Origin of the sequence: Rahnella sikkimica, assembly GCF_002951615.1 — a bacterium.
Taxonomy (GTDB): Bacteria; Pseudomonadota; Gammaproteobacteria; order Enterobacterales; family Enterobacteriaceae; genus Rahnella; species Rahnella sikkimica.
In genome coordinates, this window is record NZ_CP019062.1 from 1,381,517 (window position 1) to 1,404,384 (window position 22,868).

The 22,868-nt window shown below is 57.5% G+C and carries 19 protein-coding genes; 9 read left to right on the plus strand and 10 right to left on the minus strand.

Going from position 1 to position 22,868, the window contains the following annotated elements; all coding sequences use genetic code 11:
• Nucleotides 1-376: 376 nt before the first annotated feature.
• From BV494_RS06230 to BV494_RS06255, 6 genes are read left to right on the plus strand one after another with little or no spacing between them, the layout of a single operon-like run.
• Nucleotides 377-1,387, plus strand: coding sequence for an ABC transporter substrate-binding protein (locus BV494_RS06230; protein ID WP_104922072.1), 1,011 nt, complete (start codon nucleotides 377-379; stop codon nucleotides 1,385-1,387).
• Nucleotides 1,384-2,193, plus strand: coding sequence for an ABC transporter permease (locus BV494_RS06235; RefSeq protein WP_104922073.1), 810 nt, complete (start codon nucleotides 1,384-1,386; stop codon nucleotides 2,191-2,193). The genes BV494_RS06230 and BV494_RS06235 overlap by 4 nt, the downstream gene beginning before the upstream one ends.
• Nucleotides 2,193-2,963: an ABC transporter ATP-binding protein gene (locus tag BV494_RS06240; RefSeq protein ID WP_104922074.1), complete on the plus strand. Its 771-nt coding sequence runs from the start codon at nucleotides 2,193-2,195 to the stop codon at nucleotides 2,961-2,963. The genes BV494_RS06235 and BV494_RS06240 overlap by 1 nt, the downstream gene beginning before the upstream one ends.
• 16 nt (nucleotides 2,964-2,979) lie before the next feature.
• A complete protein-coding gene (gene hisD, locus BV494_RS06245; protein WP_104922075.1) occupies nucleotides 2,980-4,320 on the plus strand; it encodes a histidinol dehydrogenase in 1,341 nt (446 codons plus the stop codon).
• 2 nt (nucleotides 4,321-4,322) lie between these two features.
• Nucleotides 4,323-5,648, plus strand: a complete 1,326-nt coding sequence (locus tag BV494_RS06250; protein ID WP_104922076.1) for a hypothetical protein — start codon at nucleotides 4,323-4,325, stop codon at nucleotides 5,646-5,648.
• Nucleotides 5,645-6,403: an SDR family NAD(P)-dependent oxidoreductase gene (locus BV494_RS06255; RefSeq protein WP_104922077.1), complete on the plus strand. Its 759-nt coding sequence runs from the start codon at nucleotides 5,645-5,647 to the stop codon at nucleotides 6,401-6,403. The genes BV494_RS06250 and BV494_RS06255 overlap by 4 nt, the downstream gene beginning before the upstream one ends.
• 785 nt (nucleotides 6,404-7,188) lie before the next feature.
• Here the strand turns inward: BV494_RS06255 and BV494_RS06260 are convergent.
• The 10 genes from BV494_RS06260 to BV494_RS06305 form a co-directional block, all read right to left on the minus strand.
• Nucleotides 7,189-8,274 (minus strand): iron-containing alcohol dehydrogenase family protein, encoded by a 1,086-nt coding sequence (locus BV494_RS06260; protein ID WP_104922078.1) that lies wholly within the window; start codon nucleotides 8,272-8,274, stop codon nucleotides 7,189-7,191.
• Between the two features lie 81 nt (nucleotides 8,275-8,355).
• A complete protein-coding gene (locus BV494_RS06265) occupies nucleotides 8,356-9,504 on the minus strand; it encodes an alpha-hydroxy acid oxidase (protein WP_104922079.1) in 1,149 nt (382 codons plus the stop codon).
• Complete coding sequence (gene hisC / locus BV494_RS06270) at nucleotides 9,501-10,655, minus strand: histidinol-phosphate transaminase (RefSeq protein ID WP_104922080.1); 1,155 nt, start codon at nucleotides 10,653-10,655, stop codon at nucleotides 9,501-9,503. The genes BV494_RS06265 and hisC overlap by 4 nt, the downstream gene beginning before the upstream one ends.
• 181 nt (nucleotides 10,656-10,836) lie before the next feature.
• Nucleotides 10,837-12,519, minus strand: a complete 1,683-nt coding sequence (gene hutU / locus BV494_RS06275) for a urocanate hydratase (RefSeq protein ID WP_101078818.1) — start codon at nucleotides 12,517-12,519, stop codon at nucleotides 10,837-10,839.
• 61 nt (nucleotides 12,520-12,580) lie between these two features.
• Nucleotides 12,581-14,131 (minus strand): histidine ammonia-lyase, encoded by a 1,551-nt coding sequence (hutH, locus tag BV494_RS06280; RefSeq protein WP_104922081.1) that lies wholly within the window; start codon nucleotides 14,129-14,131, stop codon nucleotides 12,581-12,583.
• A gap of 117 nt (nucleotides 14,132-14,248) precedes the next feature.
• Nucleotides 14,249-15,034 carry an ABC transporter ATP-binding protein gene (locus BV494_RS06285; protein WP_104922082.1) on the minus strand — a complete coding sequence of 262 codons (786 nt, stop codon included), beginning with the start codon at nucleotides 15,032-15,034 and terminating at the stop codon, nucleotides 14,249-14,251.
• Nucleotides 15,034-15,915 (minus strand): ABC transporter permease, encoded by an 882-nt coding sequence (locus BV494_RS06290; RefSeq protein WP_104924727.1) that lies wholly within the window; start codon nucleotides 15,913-15,915, stop codon nucleotides 15,034-15,036. Before BV494_RS06290 ends, BV494_RS06285 begins: the two co-directional genes overlap by 1 nt.
• A 17-nt stretch (nucleotides 15,916-15,932) precedes the next feature.
• Nucleotides 15,933-16,913: an ABC transporter substrate-binding protein gene (locus BV494_RS06295; RefSeq protein WP_104922083.1), complete on the minus strand. Its 981-nt coding sequence runs from the start codon at nucleotides 16,911-16,913 to the stop codon at nucleotides 15,933-15,935.
• A gap of 232 nt (nucleotides 16,914-17,145) precedes the next feature.
• Nucleotides 17,146-17,727 (minus strand): HutD/Ves family protein, encoded by a 582-nt coding sequence (locus BV494_RS06300; protein WP_104922084.1) that lies wholly within the window; start codon nucleotides 17,725-17,727, stop codon nucleotides 17,146-17,148.
• Nucleotides 17,724-19,097 (minus strand): formimidoylglutamate deiminase, encoded by a 1,374-nt coding sequence (locus BV494_RS06305; protein ID WP_104922085.1) that lies wholly within the window; start codon nucleotides 19,095-19,097, stop codon nucleotides 17,724-17,726. The genes BV494_RS06300 and BV494_RS06305 overlap by 4 nt, the downstream gene beginning before the upstream one ends.
• Before the next feature lie 242 nt (nucleotides 19,098-19,339).
• On the opposite strand from BV494_RS06305, the gene hutC reads away from it, so the two are divergent.
• The 3 genes from hutC (at nucleotide 19,340) to hutG (ending at nucleotide 22,416) form a co-directional block, all read left to right on the plus strand.
• Entirely contained in the window at nucleotides 19,340-20,140 is an 801-nt protein-coding gene (hutC, locus tag BV494_RS06310) for a histidine utilization transcriptional repressor HutC (RefSeq protein ID WP_104922086.1), read from the plus strand.
• A gap of 180 nt (nucleotides 20,141-20,320) precedes the next feature.
• Nucleotides 20,321-21,583 carry an imidazolonepropionase gene (gene hutI, locus BV494_RS06315; RefSeq protein WP_104922087.1) on the plus strand — a complete coding sequence of 421 codons (1,263 nt, stop codon included), beginning with the start codon at nucleotides 20,321-20,323 and terminating at the stop codon, nucleotides 21,581-21,583.
• Nucleotides 21,580-22,416: an N-formylglutamate deformylase gene (gene hutG / locus BV494_RS06320; RefSeq protein WP_104922088.1), complete on the plus strand. Its 837-nt coding sequence runs from the start codon at nucleotides 21,580-21,582 to the stop codon at nucleotides 22,414-22,416. Before hutI ends, hutG begins: the two co-directional genes overlap by 4 nt.
• Nucleotides 22,417-22,868: the final 452 nt, after the last annotated feature.

The following is a 22,868-nucleotide window of genomic DNA, read 5'->3' on the forward strand; positions in this document are numbered from 1 at the left end:
CAGTGCCAGCCAGCGGTAGCGCGCAGTTAAAGAGCCGGAGATTCTCAAGAGGCGCGGCGATAGGCGCCTCTTGAGGCCGGTTTGGGTGGCAACCCAAGGTTTTAGTTTTAGTTTTGAAATCAAAAAACCAAAACCTTGCTCTCCCACGGAGCAATCAAAGTCATATTATGGTGCGGGTTATCACTTTTAATTATAAATCCGTTTACCTTCTTCTCATTAATTATACCAAAATGTATAACATCAATGCCCTGCCTGAATTCCTTCCGTGAATTCAACTGTGGCGCAGTAATTGCTTTACTCACTTGTCTATACAGGGTTGCACATTAGGATTTCTATTAGCCGTCTTTCTCTCTTTCAACACCATGCGAGGATCACCATGTCACCTTCTCAGACCTTAAATACCTTAAAAAACAAAGTCGCGCTGGCCTGTTGCCTTGGCGCACTTACCACGTTCAGCCTGAGTGCTGGCGCGGCAACGACAGCGCCGGAAGCCGGGACCTTCAAAATGGGTATCGAACCCTGGCTGGGCTACGGTCAGTGGCACGTCGCACAAAGTCAGGGCATTTTTAAACAGCAGGGGCTGGAAAAGGTCGACATCATTAACTTCGCCGAAGATAAAGACATCAACGCCGCGTTAGCCAGCGGACAGATTGACGGCGCGAACATCGCCACGCACACCGCGATGGCGATGGTTTCCGCCGGATTGCCGGTGAAAGTCGTCTTGTTGCTCGATCAGAGCGAAACCGCCGACGCCCTGCTGGTCGGCAAGGATATCGCCACGCTGAAAGACCTGAAAGGCAAACAGGTGGCGTTTGAAGAAGGCACCACCAGCGACATTCTGTTGCACAGCGCCGTCAATTCGGCCGGGCTGAAATGGAGTGATATCACGCCGGTGCCGATGCCTGCCGATTCCGCAGGCAGCGCGCTGATTGCCAAACGCGTCACCGCCGCCGTGACTTACGAGCCGTACATTTCTGCCGCCAGAAAACAGGATCCGTCGCTGAAAATGCTCTACAGCGGTTCTTCCGATCCGGGCCTGATCGGCGACGTTCTGGTGGTTCGCGATTCCGTATTGAAAGAAAAACCGGGCCAGATTGCCGCGCTGATTAAAAGCTGGGACGCCGCCCTGACCCATTATCAGGCCAACACCGCCGCCGACCGCGCCCTGATCGCCAAAGCCGTGGGTGCCACACCCGCGGATTTAGAATCGGCGTTTGACGGCGTGAAATATTATTCACTGGCCGAAAACAAACAGGTGATCAGCCATTCGTTCTCCGACCAGACGTTTGCGCATGTGCTGAAAGCCGCCACCGCCGCCGGGCTAATCCCAAAACCGGTCACCGCCGCGCAGGTGATTGACGCCAGCTTTGTGAACAACCTGCCATGAGTTCGCGCCGTAAACCGCTCAATCTGATGGTGATTGGTCGCCTGCCGTCGCGCAAATTGTTCGTCGGCATCGCCGTGGCGCTGTTCGTTGTCCTGTTTCTGGCGTGGGGTCTGGCGACCCGCAGCGGCGCCATTCCGCCGATTTTCCTGCCAAAACTCACCGATGTGTGGCTGAAAATGGTGTCACTGGCGCAGGACGGCACGCTGTGGAGTGACGTCAAAAGCAGCCTCTACCGCATCAGTATTGCCTTCGCCATTTCCTCGGTGATGTCGATTGTGATTGGCGTGCTGGCAGGCTGTTACGGTTTATTCAAAGCCCTGACCGAACCGCTGGTGGATTTCATTCGCTATATGCCGGTGGTGGCGTTCGTGCCGCTGACCATTTTGTGGACCGGTACCGACGACGTGCAGAAATTCCTGATCATCTGGATCGGCACCTTCTTCCAGCAGGTGTTAATGGTGATCGACGCCGTGAAACGCGTACCGGTGGATTTCGTCGGTTTAGGCCGCACGCTGGGTATGCCGGATCGCAAAATCCTCTTCCGCATCGTTTTACCGGGCGCGCTGCCGGGCATCTGGGACGCACTGCGCATCAGCCTCGGCTGGGCGTGGACGTGGCTGGTGCTGGCCGAACTGGTGGCCTCCACCTCCGGGCTGGGTTACCGCATCGTCGTGTCCCAGCGCTTCTTCCAGACCGACACAATCATCGGTTACATCCTGCTGCTGGGGATTTTGGGGTTAATCAGCGACCAGATTATGCGTGCCGCCGAGCGCGTACTGTTCCGCTACAACAAGAGGCGTGCGTGATGTCGGTTTTAACCATTTCTCATTTACACAAAAGTTTTCAGGTCGGTAAACAGACGCGCGAAGTTCTGCACGACATCAGCCTGACGCTGGCGGACAACGAATTTGTTTCGATCGTCGGCATGTCGGGCTGCGGCAAAAGCACCCTGCTGTCGATTGCTGCCGGGCTTGAGGATTACGACAGCGGCGACGTGCAGGTTGACGGGCAAACCATCCGCGGTGCGGGCATCGACCGTGGCGTGGTGTTTCAGTCCTATACGTTATTACCCTGGCTGACGGCGCGGCAGAACATCGAATTTGCGCTCAAAGCCGCCGGGTTCAGCCGGGCGGAATGCCGCGAAAAAGCCGATCAGCATCTCGAACTGGTTCAGCTGACGGCGTTTGCCGACGCCTGGCCGTCCGAGCTTTCCGGTGGCATGAAACAACGCGTGGCGATTGCGCGCGCATTGTCCTATCGCCCGAAAATATTGCTGATGGACGAACCTTTCGGCGCGCTCGACGCCATGACGCGTCACCAGATGCAGGAACTGCTGACCGGTATCTGGGAGCAACACCGGCTGACGGTGATGTTCGTCACCCACGACATTGAAGAAGCGGTGTATCTTTCCGACCGCATCGTGGTGATGGGACCGGGCACGATTCAGGCAACGTTTGATGTGCCGTTGCCGCGTCCGCGCCGCGAAGAGCTGACCGCCAGCCCTGAATTCACTGACCTGCAACGTCAGGTTCTCCACACTATCCGCAGCGGCCATACCCGCGCCGCGCTGGCCTGATCACCGGAGATTTACCATGTCTGCACCTTTTCACGCTGTGACGTTTCATGACCTGAGCGATTCGACCGACCTGCCACCGGCGTTATTCCAGCGCACCGAAGCGGATTTATCCTTTTTCATCGAGCGTGTGGCACCGATTATCGAGGCCGTGCGCACCGAAGGCGACGCCGCCCTGCAACGCTTTGCCCGCGATTTCGACGCGGTCACTGCGCCGGAAATGAGCATCATGGCGGAAGATTCCGAGTTCGCCACGGCGTTTGAACGCCTTGACCCGCAGGTGATCGAAGCCATCCGTTTCTCGGTGGAAAACATCCGCGCATTCCACGAAGCGCAGAAACCCGAAGACATGTGGATGAAAGAAATCCGCCCCGGCGCATTTGCCGGTGACCGCCACGTGCCGATCGACTCCGTCGCCTGCTACGTGCCGCGCGGCAAAGGCTCGTTCCCCAGCGTCTTTCTGATGACCACGATCCCGGCGGTGGTGGCTGGCGTCAAACGCGCCATTGTCATCACTCCGCCGGGGCCGGACGGCAAAGTGGACGACGCCACGCTGGTCGCTGCAAGGCTGGTGGGCATCACCGAAGTCTATAAATGCGGCGGCGCACAGGGCGTGGCGGCCGTGGCATTCGGCACCGAAACCGTGCCGAAATGCCTGAAAATCGTCGGGCCGGGCAGCCCCTGGGTTGTGGCGGCAAAACGCCAGTTATCAAACCTTATCGATCCGGGCATTCCCGCCGGACCCAGCGAAAGCTTAATTCTGGCCGATGACAGCGTGGACGGCGCGCTGGCGGCCTTAGACCTGATCATCGAATCCGAACACGGGCCGGACTCCTCGGCGTATCTGGTGACAAACAGCCGCCGCGTGGCCGAAGAAGCCATTGCCGCCTTGCCCGGCTACTGGGCGCAAATCGGCGAAAAGCGCGCCGGTTTCTCGCAGGCCGTTTTATGCGGTACGCACGGCGGCGTGGTGCTGACGCCCGATTTCGACACTGCCGTTGAGTTTGTCAACCAGTACGCGCCGGAACATCTGGAAATCCTTGCCGAAGAACCGATGGCAGTGATGGGCAAAATCCGCAATGCCGGAGAAATCCTGCTCGGCAACTACACGCCGATCACATTGGGGAATTTTGTACTCGGCCCGAACGCCGTCCTGCCGACCAACGGTGCGGCGAAAACCGTCGGCCCGCTGTCCGTTTTCGATTACATGAAACGCATTTCTATCGGCTACGTGACCCGCGAAGGCTACGCGCCGCTGGCTGAAAAAGCCCACGCGTTCGCGCTGTACGAAGGCTTCCCCGGCCACGCGCTGGCGGTATCGGCAGTACGCACTGAGATCCTCAACAAAAAAGGCCAATAACGATGAGCAATTTGACGGGCAGTGAACCGCTGGCCGCGCAGGCGCGTCAGTTAGTCCACGCAGGAGAATGGCAAAAAGCGGCGGATGCGCTGCGACAGCTGATTGGCGAAGTCACCGGCGTGGCGGCCGGTCAGCTTACCATCAACCGCGACCAGTACAGCCTGAATTCCCTCAACGGTACGGTGACGCTCGACGATGGCCGCGCCCTGTTCTTCAAATATCACAATGAAGAAGGCGAAGATAAAACCATCGAAGAGTATTACAACGCTGAATTGCTGCGTGAAACCGGCTTTCGGGTCGATGTGCCGGTGTATGCCTGCGGCGAACCGGGGCGGCAGATTCTGATGTATACCCTGCGCCACGACCGGCGCATGGCGGATGTCTGCCGGGATATCGAACAGCAACAGGCGTGGGATCAGGAAGCCGAAATCGAAGAAGCCCAGCGCCGCGCCGACCGCGACATTCTGACCCAAACGCTACCGACGTTGAAAGCCGGTTCGGTAGACGCCGTTTCCGCAGAGCCGATTCACCAGTTGTTCCATCACCGGCTGGTTTCCCCGGACAACCCGCAAATTCCCGCCGGTTTCGGTGGCCGCGTTGCGCGTTTTTATGTCGGCAAAACCTTCCGGCTCGAAGACGAAGAGCTGGAATGGCAAACGCTGAGCAACCTGCGCTGGGTCATCAACGGCGTGGCGTATGAACACAGCCTGCGGCAATTATTCGCCGAAGCGGGAACGCGCCTCGCGCCCGCGGCACTGGCCGATCACGGCGTCATCACCGCCCACGGCGACGCGCACAACGCCAACGTCTGGTACGACACGTCGGAAGAAATTCCGCAACTGGTGAGTTTCGACCCCGCGTTCGCCGGGCGCAACATTCCGGCGCTGCTGGCGGAAATCAAAGCCACCTTCCACAACATTTTTGCGCATCCGCTGTGGCTGTATGAACCCGCACGCTGCGGCGAACTGTACAAAGTCACGGTCATGCGCCGTGGCGATACGCTGTATGTGGATCACAACTGGCAACTGACGCCGCTGCGCGCCGCCTTCCTGCACGACAAAGGCGAGGAATACTGGCAGCCATTGCTCGGTCAGCTCGCCCGCCGTGGCTGGCTACCGCCGCACTGGCAGCGGATTTTCCGCCTCGCCATGTTCTGCTGCCCGACGCTGGTTCTGGATCTCCGCGCAGGCGGTTTCAGCGGGCATACGCCAACCAGTTCCGCCCTCGGCCTGGCGATGGCCGTCATGCTGGGCAGCCAGCCGGTGGAAGATACGGATGAATTCAGCGACTGGCTGGCCGGCATCAGCCCGGCGGAGAAAGCGCAATGAGCACGGCCTTTTCCCTGCAACAGTTCTCTCTGCAAGGCAAACGGGTGCTGATCACCGGCAGCTCGCGCGGCATCGGTAAAGCGCTGGCGCTCGGCATGGCAAAAGCCGGTGCCAGCGTGATTGTCAGCGGGCGTGACAACGTCACGATAAATGCCGTCTGCGGGGAAATCCGTCAGTCTGGCGCGGAGGCTTTTCCGCTGGTGCTCGACGTCACGCAACCCGCCACCTTCGCCGCCGCGTTTGCCTCACTGCCCGCACCGCCGGACGTGCTGGTCAACAACGCCGGAACCGAACACCTTTGCCCGTCGATGGACGTTGACGAAGCGCTCTGGGACACCATTCTCACCACCAACCTTAAAGGCGCATTTTTCTGCGCACAGGCCGCGGCACGGCTGATGGCCGAAAACGGCGGCGGCAGCATCCTCAACCTCTGCTCGCTCACCAGCCAGGTCGGCGTACCGGGTGCCGCCGCTTACGGCGCGTCGAAATCCGCCATGGCCGGTCTGACCCGCACACTGGCCACGGAATGGGCCGCAAAAAACATTCGCGTTAACGGCATCGGCCCGGGATATTTTAAAACCGACCTGACGGCCGAGTTTTACGAAAACGCCGACTGGTGCCAGCAAATGCAGGGGAAAATCCCGCTCGGGCGTTTCGGAGAACTCGACGACCTGACAGGCGCGGCAGTGTTTTTAAGCAGCGAAGCGGCGCGGTATATCACCGGACAGGTGTTATACGTGGATGGGGGTATTTAGCGGGGATCTGAACGCTTGCAGCTTTTGCGCTGACAAATGATCGAGAAAATTTCGGTTTATTAATGGCGGTGCTCGCTCAGGTCAAAACCTTGGGTTGCCACCCAAACCGGCTTCAAGGGGCGCCTATCGCCGCACCCCTTGAAAATCCCGGGCTCTTTCACTGCGCGCTATCGCTCGCTGGCACTGTTTCAGCGGCCACAATTATTGCCGCGAAAACTTGCCGCTGCGCGGTTCCTTCGTTTCGGTCTTCGAGCCCACGGTCTCGAAACTCTCACTCAGCAAGCTTTCTGAAAGCGTCTACTGGCTAAGTAAATCTGCAAGCTTTTGCGAGTTGCTGCTCTGCTCCTCCCCCTGCTAAGGGGGAGGTTGGGAGGGGGTTTTGCAAACAACTCACCTTTAAAGTTGCCATTTCGAACCCCATCCCGACCTTCCCCTTGCCAAGGGGAAGGAGCAAATCAAAATCCAGCCTGCATGTATCTTACGAATTACATAGCCAGTAGCCGTTTTCAAAACGACGTCGAGTGAGTGGTGAGAAACAGCGAGAGTCTTTTTTCGAGCCGGTTCGAACCCGAGGCGAGAGTACCGCGCAGCGGCGGCGTTTGCGGCACTAGCCGGAGTTGCTGAAACATAGCCAGCGAGCGGCAGCGCGCAGTTAAAAAGCGCGGGTGTCCAGAGGGCGCGCGCGTTAACGCGCCCTTTGGGCCAGTTTGGGCGGCGAGCCCAAGGTCTTGATTTTGAATTTGAAATTAAATTTAAAACCCGTTCAGGCCGCTACCCCAAAAAGATCAAATCAGATCCGCCATTGCCTCTACCCGCGAAATCGCCTCATACAATCCCCCTGCCGTCACAGGCCCCGGCATATTCGCCATATCCGGTGCGTGCAGCGAGGCCTCCACGATGCTGTCGAGTTCTTCGGCGTTCAGATCGGCGATTTCACTCAGACGCAGCGGCACGGCGCAGGCGTGGGCGAGTCTGATGGCTTCCATCAGCTCTTCGTCGCTGCGGTTTTCCAGCGCCAGCAGGCAGAGATTACCGAAACCGACCAGCAAACCGTGGCCGAATTCACGCGTTTTATCGCAAACGGTGAAGCCTTCATATATCGCGTGGGATGCGGCGGCATGGGCCCCGCTGCTCATCAGCGAGGTCAGACCGGCAAACATGAAAATGGCGTCCAGTACCTGATCCAGTTCGGCGTTCGGTTTACCGGCGCGCACCGCGTCACAGGCGGCCGGGCCGTAAGATTCGATCAGGTCATAACAAATCCGGCTGTTAGCGCTCGACGATCGTGCCACGCCGCTTAACGGGCCGTGATGGCTGCTGATGGCGCGGAATTCGTACCATTTTGCCAGCGTGTCGCCCAGCCCCGCAGCCAGCCAGCGCAACGGCGCGGCAGCCAGAATGTCACTGTCGATAATCACTGCCGCCGGTGCCTGCGGCAGCGGGAATAAATCACGGAAATGCCCGTCATCGTGATAACGGATAGTCAGCGGCGTCACGGCGGCGCAGGTCGCCGCAATGGTGGGAATCGTCACCACCGGCACATTGGTTTCCACCCCGACGGCCTTGCAGGTGTCGAGAGATTTCCCGCCACCCACGCCAATCACGATATCGGCCTTTTTGTCTTTCACCGCTTTCGCCAGACGCGTGATATTGCTTTCGCTGCTTTCACCGCCAAACCATTCGCTGCCCACCAGTTCCACCGCACAGCCTTCCAGCTGATGACGAATTTTATCGCCCACCGCCATCAGGGCCTGATGCCCGCCAATCACCAGCGCGCGTTTGCCCAGCAACGCACAAATATCGCCAAGCTGAGAAATAACACCGGGGCCGCGCAGAATTTGCGCCGGGAAGATGATGTTCTGTGCCTGCATAACTGCCTCTCCGTGATGCGTGTGTTTGACTGATTCAGGTTAAAAATTCTGAGGATGTTTAGTGTTTTTATTTTGTGCGCTTTAACACTGAGAACGCAGCAAATGCGGCCCCAGCTGATTCACCGACGTACAACCCAGCTGTGCCAGCGTGCGGTCAACTTCCTGCAAGATAATCTCCAGCGCACGTTGCGCGCCCGCTTCGCCCGCCGCCGCCACGCCGTAGAGCATCGGTCGCCCCAGCAAGACGGCATTCGCACCCAGCGCCAGCGCTTTCACCACATCCGTACCGCGACGGAAACCGCTGTCGATAAGAAGAGTGGCATCTGCGCCACATAACTGGCGGATTTCCGGCAGAACTTCCATCGCACTGACCGAACCGTCAAGCTGTCGTCCGCCGTGATTGGACAGCACAATGCCGTCCGCGCCCGCGTCCAGCGCACGTTGCGCATCGGCCGGAGCCAGAATGCCTTTAATCAGCAGTGCGCCCTGCCACTGGCTGCGGATCCACGCAAGCGTTTCCCAGTTCAGGCGGGTATCCATCTGCTCCGAAAAGTAGCTCGCCCCGCCCGCGCCGCGCTGTTTATCCGCAGGCACGTAAGGTTTTAAATTACCAAAACCGGGCATACCTGCCGGTTTCAGCGTCCGCCACACCCAGCCGGGATGAAGCGCAACATCCACCAGGCTCGACAACGAAAGCTTCATTGGCCGACGGTAGTTACGTTTATCTTTTTCGCGATTACCGAAATGGACGGCATCGACGGACACCACCAGCGTGGTACATCCGGCGGCTTTGGCACGATCCAGCAGGCCGGTCGTCACCGTGCGATCTTTTAATACGTACAGCTGAAACCAGTGCTGCGGCAGGTTTTCCGCCGCGATTTCTTCAATCGACGCCGTGGATACCGTGCTCTGGATATACCCGATCCCGGCGCGTTTAGCCGTGCGCGCCAGCATGGCGTCTGCGCCAAAACGCAGCATACCGTTGTAACCGGTCGGTGCAATCAGCAGCGGCGCAGAAAGCGTCTGCCCGCAGAGCGTGACGGATAAATCGCGCTGGCTGGAATCCGTCAGCACCGGCGGAATAAAGCGCCAGCGGGCAAAAACCTCACGGTTATCTTTCAGCGTTTGTTCATCATCCGCCCCGCCTTCCAGATAGCTGAAAGCGAAACGCGGCAACGCGCACCGGGCCTGACGGCGCAATTCCTCAATGTTTAACGCAGCACGCTTCACGCGGCTTCCTCCGCCAGAATGTATTTCAGGCTTTGCATAAACTGCCGGTTATCCTGCTCATTGCCGACTGAAACGCGGATCCAGTTTTCATAACCGGTTTCGCGCCACGGTTTGATAATGACGCCATAAGTCAGCAATCGCTGTGCCAGTTCCGCGCTCGGCTGACCGCAGTCAAAGAACAGGAAATTAGCGTGCGACGGCGCAACGGTAAAGCCCAGATCCGTCAGCTCAGCGGCCATTTTTTCACGCTGTGCGGTGACCAGCGCAATGCTGTCACGTACGTGCTGTTTGTCCTGCAACGCCGCAACGGCGGCGGTTTGCGCCGAGCGGTTGATGTTGAACGGCGTGCGGACGCGGTCGAGCAGATTCACCAGTTCAGGATGGCTGGCTAAGCCGTAGCCAATTCGCAAACCGGCCAGACCGTAGGCTTTCGAGAAGGTGCGTAACACAATCCACGGGCGCGATTGCTCCGCCAGCACGCGCAGGCTGTCCGGATAATCCGGCTCGTTTTCGCAATATTCGAAATACGCTTCGTCAATCACCAGCACGCAATCCTGCGGTGCGGCATCGATAATGCGGGCAAATCCTTCGCGCCCCAGCATGCAGCCCACCGGGTTAGACGGATTGCTGAAAATGACCATTTTGGCGGGTGTGGAAAGCGCCTGTTCCCAGGCCTCAATGTCAAACTGCTGCTGCGCACTGACGCCCACCAGCGTGACGTCTGCTCCCATCATGCGCGGGAAAATTTCATGTAAACCAAAAGACGGGATCAGCGTGACGACGCGGTCTCCGGGGTTGAGAAAGGCCAGCGCCAGCATGTGCAAAATGTCTTCAGAACCGTTACCGGCCACAATATTTTCCGCGCTGACGCCGGTTTCTTCCGCCAGCGCCGCACGCAATACCGCGCTCGAGGCATCAGGATATATCGCGCTGAAACGGGCATCGGCTTCAAGTGCTGCGATGACTTTCGGGCTGGCACCCAGCGGGTTTTCATTGCTCGCCAGTTTGGCGATACGGGCTACGCCATATTTTTGCTGTACAGCGTCGGCTGAAAGCCCGGCGTTATATACGCCCAGCGCCCGTGATGCGGGCCTTGCCAGATTTTTCAGGCACTCTTTTGCTGCATCAAAAACGATCGAATCTGAAGCCATCTTTTACCTCGTGCTGTAAAGATTCTGTTCCCGAGTATGCAGGAAGTCTGCGCGGTTTTACGCCACTTTTTTACGCATTTTCAGATGTTTTTAGAAACAAAACGGGCAGCGACCTGCGCCACTGCCCGCTGATTTTGTTCAATTTACTTACTGCTGTATTAATTATTTACCCAAACGAGTTTCATAACATCGGCAGGTTCAGGTCATTGCGTTCCGCACAGGCTTTGGCCTGTTCATAACCGGCATCGGCATGGCGCATAACGCCTGTTGCCGGGTCATTCCACAGAACGCGCGAAAGGCGTGCATCGGCCTCTTTAGTGCCGTCCGCCACAATGACCATACCCGCATGTTGCGAGAAGCCCATGCCGACGCCGCCGCCGTGGTGCAGGCTGACCCAGGTCGCGCCGCCCGCGGTGTTGAGCAACGCATTGAGCAGCGGCCAGTCGGAAACCGCATCGGAGCCATCTTTCATGGCTTCGGTTTCACGGTTTGGCGAGGCCACAGAACCGGTATCCAGATGGTCGCGGCCAATGACAACCGGCGCTTTCAGCTCGCCGTTGCGCACCATTTCGTTGAACGCCAGCCCGGCAATATGACGCTCGCCCAGACCGAGCCAGCAGATACGCGCCGGTAAACCCTGGAAGGCAATGCGCTCGCGCGCCATGTCCAGCCAGTTGATCAGGTTGGCGTTATCCGGGAACAGCTCTTTGAGTTTGGCGTCGGTTTTATAGATATCTTCCGGGTCACCGGAAAGCGCCACCCAGCGGAACGGGCCTTTGCCTTCGCAGAACAACGGACGGATATAGGCAGGCACAAAGCCTGGGAAATCAAAGGCATTGGTGACGCCTTCGTCTTTCGCCACCTGACGGATGTTGTTGCCGTAATCCACGGTAGGAATGCCCATCGCGTGGAAATCCAGCATCGCCTGAACGTGTTTCGCCATCGAGGCTTTTGCCGCTTTCACCACCGATTGCGGATCCGATTTACGGGCTTCCTGCCATTTTTCCAGGCTCCAGCCTTCCGGCAAATAACCGTTCAGCGGGTCATGCGCAGACGTCTGGTCGGTGACGATATCCGGACGCAAACCGCCTTCTTTCGCACGCGCCACCAGCTGCGGCATCAGTTCAGCCGCGTTGCCCAGCAGACCGACGGAAATGGCTTTCTTCTCGGCGCAGGCTTTTTCAATCATCGCCAGCGCTTCATCAATGCTGTGCGCCTTGTAATCGACATAACGGGTACGCAGACGGAAATCGATACGCGATTCCTGGCATTCAATCGCCAGCACGCACGCACCGGCCAGAACGCCCGCCAGCGGTTGTGCGCCGCCCATGCCGCCCAGACCGGCGGTTAAAATCCACTTGCCGCGCAGGTCGCTGTTGTAGTGCTGACGTCCTGCTTCTGCGAAGGTTTCATAAGTGCCCTGAACGATGCCCTGTGCGCCGATGTAAATCCACGAACCGGCGGTCATCTGGCCATACATCATCAGCCCGGCTTTATCCAGCTCATGGAAATGCTCCCAGTTTGCCCAGTGCGGCACGATATTGGAGTTGGCAATCAGCACGCGCGGCGCATCGGTATGGGTGCGGAATACGCCGACCGGTTTGCCGGACTGAACGAGCAGCGTTTCGTCTTCACGCAGCTGGCGCAGGCTTTCCAGAATGCCTTCAAACGCGGGCCAGTTACGCGCCGCTTTACCAATCCCGCCGTAAACCACCAGATCTTCCGGGCGCTCAGCGACATCCGGATCAAGGTTGTTTTGGATCATGCGGTACGCGGCTTCAATCAGCCAGTTCTGGCAGCTCAGTTCAGTCCCGTGCGGCGCACGAACAACGCGGGCAACAGCCGTTTTTTGTGGAGCGTTCATCGTCGGTTCCTTCTCTCAAATAGGGTGTTTTAGTTCAAAAATAATCAGGCAAAGCTTGTGTTCAAACAAAGCTTGGCAGCAGCGCTTCAATCGCCGCTGGCCAGTGTTCACGGGACGCCCAGAGACGCATCATCTCTACGTCCGGTGCCATCAGGCGATCCTTTTCAAGGAACGCGACGTTTTCACGGATGGCCTTCATTTCGTTTTCCAGCGTCACGGAGCTTTGCAGCGGACGGTGGAAATCAATCCCCTGTGCGGCCGCCATGGCTTCGATGCCCACGACGACGCTGGTGTTAAAGCACATGTCGCCCAGACGGCGTGCAGCGTAGGTCGCCATTGAAACGTGGTCTTCCTGATTTGCGGAAGTCGGCAGGCTGTCAACGCTGCCCGGATGTGCCAGCGATTTGTTTTCTGACGCCAGCGCCGCCGCCGTCACCTGCGCAATCATGAAACCGGAGTTCACACCGCCGTCGTTCACCAGGAACGGGGGCAAACCGGAAAGGCCGGTATCAAGCAGCAGCGCCATGCGGCGTTCTGAAATCGCACCAATTTCCGCCACCGCCAGCGCGATGATGTCCGCAGCAAATGCCACCGGTTCAGCATGGAAGTTACCGCCGGAAATCACATCACCATTTTCGGAAAAGACCAGCGGATTGTCTGACGCGGCATTCGCTTCGATGCGAAGAATTCGCGCCGCGTGATGCAGGTTGTCCAGGCAAGCGCCCATCACCTGAGGTACGCAGCGGATGGAATACGGATCCTGTACACGCCCGCAATCGGCGTGAGACGTGACAATGTCACTGCCGGTCAGAATTTGAGTCAGCGCCGCCGCCACGCTGATCTGCCCCTGCTGCCCGCGCGCTTCGTGAATGCGTGAATCGAGCGGTTTCACCGAACCTTTAATAGCTTCCAGCGACAGCGCACCCGCCACCAGCCCGGCAGAGAATACGCGTTCCGCTTCGAACAAACCGGACAATGCCAGAGAGGTTGAAACCTGCGTGCCGTTGAGCAGCGCCAGCCCTTCTTTCGGGCCGAGTTCAAACGGCACCAGACCCACGGTCGCCAGCCCTGCGATGGCCGACATTTTTTCGCCTTTCACCGTGACCTGAGCTTCACCAATCAGCATCAGGGAAAGATGCGCCAGCGGGGCCAGATCGCCGGACGCACCGACCGAACCTTTCTCAGGGATACACGGATACACGCCCGCGTTGAACAAGGTAATCAGCGCATCAATCACTTCAATACGAATACCGGAATGGCCGCGCGACAGGCTCAGGACTTTGGTCGCCATGACCAGACGCACCACGTTATCCGCCAGATCCTTGCCGATACCGACGCTGTGTGACAGCACCAGATTACGTTGCAGCTCAGCCAGCCGTTCCGCAGGAATGCGCGTCTGCGCCAGTTTGCCGAAACCGGTGTTGATCCCGTAAACCACTTTGCCCGACTCGACGATGCGGGTGACCGTTTCCTGCGAAGCCAGTACGCCAGCGCGTGCCTCCTCAGCCAGTTCAAGGCGGACGTTGCCCTGATAAATTTTGCGCAGCATCGGCAGATCAACGTGGCCCGGTTGCAGGCGGCAAAGGGTTAAATCGGTGGATGAAGAAGCCATAATCTATTCCTGTATAGACAAGTGAAACGGGAAGTAAACCCGGCTAAGGCCTCAGCACGCCGGGTGTTTATGCAATACCTGATACAACAACGTTCAATGCTTACCCGCAGGGAGAGATCAGTGATCCATCGTCTGCAGTGTTTCGGTACGGATTTCTTCCGTCACCCGCGCTTTCAGCGCCATAAATTCCGGTGACGTTTTCAGGGTGTAATCACGTGGGTGCGGAAAATCAACGGCAATTTCTGTCTTAATCCGCCCCGGCCGTGCACTGAAAATGGCCACTTTATTCGCCATGAAAATCGCTTCGTCGATATCGTGCGTCACGAACAGCACGGTTTTACGCGAGGATTCCCAAATCGACAGCAGCAGTTCCTGCATCATCACGCGGGTCTGGTTATCGAGCGCGCCAAAAGGTTCGTCCATCAGCAAAATTTTCGGGTCATTCGCCAGCGCACGGGCAATCGCGGTGCGCTGCTGCATGCCGCCGGACAACTGACGGGGAAAATGCTGCTCAAATCCGCGCAGCCCCACCTTATTAATAAAGTAGTCGCTGCGCTCTTTTTGCGCCGCTTTGCTGACACCACGCTCCTGCAAACCGAAACGGATGTTTTGTTCCACCGTCAGCCACGGAAACAGGGTGTAGCTTTGAAACACCATGCCCCGGTCCGCGCCCGGCCCGTCCACCCGTTCACCATCAAGCCAGACTTCCCCGCGTGTCGGCTGATCCAGCCCGGCCACAATGCGCAAAAGCGTGGACTTGCCGCAGCCCGAAGGCCCGAGAATGGTGATGAAGTCATTTTCGTTAACCTGATAATCCACCGGCAACAGCGCCTGGGTTTTCTCGCCTTTCGGGCCGGTGAAAATACGTTCCACCTGCCGGACACTCAGTTTCGGATAGCTCATCACAGTGAACTCCAGACAAACAGGCGGCGGTTTACCGCTTTAAATAACAGGTCAGAAAGCAAACCAATGCAGCCGATCACGATAATGCCGAAGATCATCTGCCCGGTATTGAGCAGCGCCTGACTGTTAACAATCATATGGCCGATGCCGCTCGATGAACCGATCAGCTCCGCCACGATGACGTACGTCCACGCCCAGCCCAGCACCAGCCGTAGCAGTTCGGCAATTTCAGGCGCGGCACCCGGAATAATCACCCGGCGAACCACACTCTGATTGGTCGCGCCCAGCGTGTACGCGGCTTCGACCAGATCACGTCGCGCAGCACCCACCGTCACAGCCACCATCAGGGTGATCTGGAAGAAGGAGCCGATGAAAATCACCAGGATTTTCTGCATTTCACCGATACCCGCCCACAGGATCAGCAACGGAACAAACGCTGACGCGGGCAGATAACGGCAAAACGATACGAACGGCTCAAAGAACGCTTCAATCAGTTTGTATGACCCCATCAGAATGCCCAGCGGCACGGCAATGGCGCAGGCCAGAACAAAACCGCCCAGCACGCGCATTACCGTCATGCCGATATCGGTGGTGAAATCGAAATCGGTAAACAGTAAGACGCCTTCCTGCAACATGCTGGCCGGGCTGGCCAGGAACGTCGGTGACACAAATCCGGTAAACGTCACCAGCGACCACAAAGCGAAAAACAGGACAAAAAAACAGAACCCGAGGAAACCGCGTCGCCTGGCTGCGACCGGACGCAAAGGCACCATCATCGGGTTATGCCAGATTTTTTTACTTGCCGGCAGCGGTGCCGGCTCACGTAAATCTGACTGCGCATTAACGGAATGTACTGCTGCCTGAGTGACAGAACGGTTCATGTCTTTGTCCTTCATGGCTATTTCACGTACTTCGCGTCATATAAGGTGTTGATGTCCGGCGTTTTGCGCAGGATTTTCATCTCAGTCAGCAGGCGCGCCGCTTCGTTGGTGAAGGTGACGATTTCACCGCTGAAGAATTTCTTGTTGGCATCGCGATCCTGCCAGCGCAGATAACTGGATTCTTCCGCAAACTGTTTGCCGGTTTCTTTCACCGCAGCGCCCATGATTTCGTTGGATTTTTCAGGGTCTTTCTTGATCATATCCAGCGCTTCAAAGTAGCTGTTCACCAGCGCCTGCGCGGCTTTCGGGTTTTTATCCAGCCATGCCGGTGTGCAACCCAGCGTATCCATCACCATCGGATAATCGAGCGTCGTGGCGAGGATTTTGCCTTTGTCCGGGCTCTGCCGGATATTCGAGAGATACGGTTCGTAAGAGACTGCCGCATCGTTCTGACCGGCGATGAACGCATGTGCCGCGGCGTCCGGCCCCAGCGTCGCGAGTTTGACGTCTTTCATCGTCATGCCGTTTTTATCGAGGATCCACGCCAGCAGGAAGTAAGAAGAGGTGCCCGGCGCATCGACGCTGATGGTTTTGCCTTTCAGGTCGGTAATTTTGTTGATACCGCTGCGCACGGCGATACCGTCCGCACCGTAGGATTTATCGAGCTGCACAATTTGTTTAATCGGCACGCCGCTGGCGTTCCAGGTTAAATAGGTTTCCACCGTGGTCGCCGCGCACTGCAATGAACCGGAAGCAATCGCCAGATGACGGGACTGCTGCGGCACCATTTTCAGCGTGACTTCAAGGCCGTTCTTTTTGAAGATCCCGGCTTTGTCCGCCAGCGTGAGCGGTGCAAAACCTGTCCACCCTGAGATACCAATCGCTACCGGTGTATCTGCCGCCTGTGCCGCGCTGACAGTCACGCTGCCCATCGCTACAGCCAGCCCTAACAAAGACAACGAACGTTTCAGTACAGCCCTGGAAATCATGTTGCTCATCTGCCACTCCTGCCAAAGTACCTGTCGGGGGAACGCCTGAAGCGGTGAAAAACCTCAGGCAAATTGCGCTACTGTATATTCTTGTCTATACAAGTCAGTCGACTGTAGTCAAGCAAGCTTTGTGCCAGTTCCGGCAGAGGCCGATTTACGTCGTTTTCTGTCTCACACTGCCCGGTGGCCCTGCAGCGGATGAATCAATTCGGTGCGCCGCACGCTCTTTTTTAGCGCACGATTAACGCGTGATTTTTGCCCAGAGCAGAAGGCCGTTGTCCGAAATCGCCGTGATTTCTACGCTTTCCCCGTCGTGGTTCGCATCAGCAAGAGCGGCGTGGAAGAACCCTTCTCCGCCACCAAACTGGCAACCATCCGGCCATTGCCATGTTCCTCGAATGGCATACAGCACGCCGCCATCGTTAAGAGAAACACAGAGGCTTTTAGCGGTGGAAATCACCTGCGCAGAACACCCGTTGCGGCGGGTCATGATATTGAAATCTGTGGTTGTTCCGCCCGTCAGAGTTGCATTCAGCGCGATGTCTCCGCTGAATGCGAAAGGTTTGCCTGCCTCGCTGAGATGATGATCAATTTCCGGTTCAGCAAGCAGATGAACACCCCCGCCGCTCAGCAACGTGATGGAGCGGTCAATGCCGGGAAATGCGGAAAACGGGCCGTCCTGTGCGATGGTGGCGATACTGGCGCGCCAGTCGAAATCGGTTTTACCCGGCGGCCAGCTGAGGATTTCACGGGTTTCGCCGCCGCCGTTTCGCCACGGGCTGACCGGTAAGCTGTCGAAGGAGAAATGCTGCCAGTTCGTCATACGACATCCTCTGCCAGCTGATTCAGCAGGTGCAGGAAATCTTCTGCCGCTTCCTGTTGCTGTTCATGTTGCCCGCCGGTGATGCGCGCAACGCCGCCAACGAACACATCACGGATTTGCCCGGCATTTCCGGCAAACAGCCAGCGGTTAAGCAACTCGCTGTCTCTGGCGGCTGACAGATAAGGATCCTGCCCGTCGAGCACCAGCCAGTCGGCGCGATAACCCGCGGATAACTGCCCGATTGCCGCACCGCACGCCTGCGCGCCGCCCTGTAACGCCTGCGTATAGAGCACATCGCCGACGGAATTTTGCGAGGCCGTGGTCAGACGGTTGCGGCGCTGGTCACGCAGGCGCTGGCCGTATTCAAACCAGCGAAGTTCTTCCACCACGTTGAGGGAAACGTGGCTGTCGGAGCCAATTCCCCAGCGGCCAGATTGCGCGAGATAATCCACACCGTGGAAGATGCCGTCACCGAGGTTGGCCTCTGTGGTCGGACAAAGACCGGCCACCACCCCGCTGTTCGCCATGCTTGCCAGTTCAAACCGGTCGGCGTGTGTGGCGTGGATCAGGCACCAGCGGACATCGATGTCGATATTGTCATACAACCAGGCGATCGGGCGCTGCCCGCTCCAGCCCAGACAATCGTTCACTTCTTTTTGCTGTTCGGCGATATGGATATGCACCGGCGACTGTTTGTCACCCGCCGCCAATACCTGCTGCATTTGTTCGAGCGAAACGGCGCGCAGCGAATGGAAGCACAACCCCTGATTTTGCAGCGGCTGGTTTTTAATCTGCGCACGGATAATGTCCTGCTGTTGCAGGTAACCGTCGGCATCCTGAATAAACCGTTTTTGCCCGGCCTGCGCGGGCTGAGCGCCGAATCCGGCGTAGGTATAAAGCACCGGCAGCAGGGTCAGGCCGATACCGGTTTGCGCGGCTGCATGGCTCAGGTGTGCGGCCATTTCTCCGCGACTGGCATAAGGATTTCCGCTGATATCGTTGTGGAGATAGTGGAATTCGGCGACCTGCGTATAGCCACCTTTAAGCATTTCGATGTACAACTGACGGGCGATAACGCCAACCTGTTCCGGCGTCAGGCGCTGTACCATGCGATACATCAGGTCGCGCCATGTCCAGAAGCTGTCCTGCGGATCACCGGCGACTTCCGCCAGCCCCGCCATCACCCGCTGAAAAGCGTGAGAGTGCAGGTTGGGCATACCCGGCACGACCGGGCCGGAAAGGCGGATACAGCCTTGCGGATCACCACCGGGCGTCACGGCGCTCAGTATTCCGGCGACATCAACGTCCAGACGCACATTGTGCGCCCAGCCGTTGGCAAGTAAGGCGCGTGAAGCAAAATAAGCAGGCATGACAGCGTTCCTGATCAGCAAAGAGAAACATAAACGCAATTTTATAGAAACAATTGCAAAACTTTTAAGCGACTTGTCTATACATATACATATGCCTGATTGCGCTGTAAACTTGCAACAATCCTTTTTTTAAAAATTTAGTTTTCCGTCACGCCCTTTCCGTTACTTGCCACGAGTGGAAACTGATGAGCGTTCGGAGAAACTTTCCAAATACCTGTGTATTTTTTTGAGAGGTCAGAGACATGTCGGAGCCCACACCACTTTCTTCGCAAAGTGCAGCGCAACAGGGAGTGTCTCAGCAGACATTGTCCGAACTGGCTGCGGCCATGAGCGACACGCCCGCGCCGATTTATCAGCGCGTGAAGCAGGCAATCATCGGACAGATCCGCGCCGGTGTCTGGAAACCGCATCAGCGCGTCCCTTCTGAAAGTGAGCTGGTCAACGAGCTGGGCGTCAGCCGCATGACCATCAACCGTGCGCTGCGCGAACTGACCAGCGAAGGTTTTCTGATTCGCATGCAGGGCGTCGGGACGTTCGTCGCCGAAGCCAAGGCCTACACGCCGATGCTCGAAGTGCATAATATCGCCGATGAAATTGCCCAGCGCGGGCACCGCCACGACAGCAAGATTCTGGTCTGTGAAGCCCGTCTGGCTGACGCCGAACAGGCGCTTCAGCTTGGTATTGCGCCGGGCGCGATGCTGTTTTACTCGCAGATTGTGCATTACGAAAACAATGTGCCGGTGCAGATTGAAGACCGTTTTGTTAACCCGGAAACTGCGCCGGATTACCTTCAGCAAGTACTCAATAAGCAAACGCCGTACATCTATCTGATGGAAATCGCGCCCCTGACCGCCGGTGAACACCGCGTTGAAGCGGTGAGTGCCAGCGACGAACAGCGCGAACTTTTGCAACTCAGTGAGCATGAGCCCTGCCTCTTAATTCATCGCCGTACCTGGAGCGGCAGCCGCGTGGTGACCTCTGCGCGCCTGATTTATCCGGGTTCCCGCTACCAGCTGTTCGGGCGTTTCACCAGCCACGGCTGATGCCTTTTCATTCCGCCATACCCTAATCGCGGCCGTTCCGGGCCGCTATCGTTTCGTTTAAATTTTGGAAGACGTCTCGTAATAAGAAAAAACTATCGCTGGCTGCCTTGCCGGTTCAGCGGTTATGCGTTAGGTTGACTTTAGTTGTCTATACAAGATGAATTCAGCCTGGAGCCTGTCATGCCGGTAGCACTTTCCCCCTGTTTGTCTTCCGAACCGCCCTCTCACTGTGACAGCGTATGGCGCGGTGCCACGCTGGTAACCATGAAAGACGGGCATTACAACCTGATCGAAAACGGCGCGATTGCCGTCACCGGCGGCAAGATTGTCTGGACGGGTAGCGCGGCGGATTGCCCGGCCTTTTCTTACGCCCGGCAGCACGATTTTGACGGCGGCATCATCACGCCGGGTTTTGTCGACTGCCATACGCATCTGGTGTTCGGGGGCGATCGCAGCGCTGAATTTGAACAGCGTTTAAACGGCGTGAGTTATGCCGAAATCGCGGCGGCAGGCGGCGGCATTCTCTCGACCGTAAACGCCACGCGTGAAGCCACGGAAGATGAACTGCTGGCACAGGCGTTATTCCGCCTCAAACCGCTGCTGGCCGAAGGCGTTACCTGCGTTGAGATTAAATCCGGCTATGGCCTGAGTGTGGAAAGCGAGCTGAAAATGCTGCGCGTGATCCGCAGACTGGGCGTGATGTTGCCGGTTGAGGTGAAATCCACCTGCCTTGCCGCGCACGCCCTGCCGCCTGAATTTAAGGGCCGTGCCGATGAGTATATTGATCTGATTTGTGACACGTTACTGCCGGTGGTCGCCAGCGAAAATCTGGCCGATGCGGTGGATGCGTTCTGTGAACATCTGGCGTTTTCGCCGGATCAGGTTGAACGGGTATTTACTGTGGCTGCGGCGCTGGGTTTGCCGGTCAAACTGCACGCGGAACAGCTTTCTTCGCTGCACGGCAGCGCGCTGGCGGCACGACATCACGCGCTCTCCGCGGATCATCTGGAATACGCCACGGAAGACGACGCCAAAGCGATGGCTGCCACCGGCACCGTCGCTGTTTTACTGCCGGGTGCCTACTATTTGCTGCGCGAAACGCAATGCCCGCCGGTGGCGCATTTCCGCCAGCACAACGTGCCGATGGCGCTGGCAAGCGACGCCAATCCGGGAACCTCCCCGGCGCTTTCGTTGCGTCTGATGCTCAATATGGGTTGCACGCTGTTTCGTCTCACACCGGAAGAAGCGCTGGCCGGGATCACCTGTCACGGCGCACGGGCGCTGGGTTTACAGGACACGCACGGCACGCTGGAAACGGGCAAAGTCGCTGATTTCATTCACTGGCCGCTGTCGCGACCGGCGGAACTGGTTTACTGGCTGGGCGGGCAGTTGCCCTGCACTATCGTTTATCGCGGAGAAATCCGGGGAGAATTTCGTTCATGAGTCTTTCAGCAGCAAACGTCATCGCCGATCCTTACCATTTCATTCCCGGCACCTCGCCGATACTGATCAGCATACCCCACGCAGGCACGCACCTGACGCCGGAAGTCGCCAGCGGGCTGAGTGATGCCGCCCTGCCGCTTTCGGATACTGACTGGCACATTCCACGGCTGTACGACTTCGCCCGCGCGCTGGGTGCCAGCATTCTGGTCGGCCAGTATTCACGTTTCGTGATTGACCTGAACCGTCCGTCCGACGATAAACCGCTCTACACCACGGCCACCACCGGTTTGTACCCGGATTTGTTGTTTGACGGGCGCGCCACGTTTAAACCGGAAATGACGCCGACTGACGCCCAGCGCCAGCAATATCTCGATGAAATCTGGCAGCCCTATCACCAGAAAATTCAGTCAGAACTGGCGCGGATGAAACAGGACTTCGGCTATGCGCTGCTGTTTGACGCCCACTCAATTGCCTCTATGATCCCCCGTCTTTTCGACGGCCAGTTGCCGGATCTGAATCTCGGCACCAACAGCGGTGAAAGCTGCGCGCCAGAACTGAGTGAAATCCTCGAAAAAACCTGCCAGCAGCAGACGCGTTTCACCCATGTTCTGAACGGCCGTTTTAAAGGCGGTTACATCACGCGGGCTTACGGCCAGCCAGAAAACGATATTCATGCTGTTCAGCTGGAACTGGCGCAGGTGAATTATATGGAGGAGATTGAGCCGTTCAGCTATTCAGAGGACAAAGCGGCTGAGCTCCAGGCATTGCTGAAGCCGTTGCTGGCGGGGATGCTGGCGTGGGGATCGGAGAGGTATAAACAGGGCGCTGTTTAATCACGCTTTTTATCGCTGACGTTTGGTAGATTAGGACTGTGTAAGTTTCGGTTTTTCACTTGCAGTGAGGCGATTTCAAAGGACCGAGAAAATTTCGGTTTCTCAATTGCAGCTATCACTCAGCGCCGGGTGCCGAAACCGACCAAAAGGGGAAAGTGCTTTCCCTCTCTTGGATCTCTCCCCGCTTTTTCAACAAGCGCTATCGCTCGCTGGCTATGTTTCAGCAGCCGCAGCTACTGCCGCGAAAACTTGCCGCTGCGCGGTTCCCTTGCTCGGTTTCGAGCCACAGGTCTCGAAACACTTCGCTCGGCAAGCTTTCTGAAAGCGGCTAACAGCTATGTAATTCTGCAAGCTTTCACGAACGGCTGGTTTGCTCCTCCCCCTGCGAAGGGGGAGGTCGGGAGGGGGTTTAGCAGGCCACTAAGCCGCTAAAACCAACACCCCATCCCGGC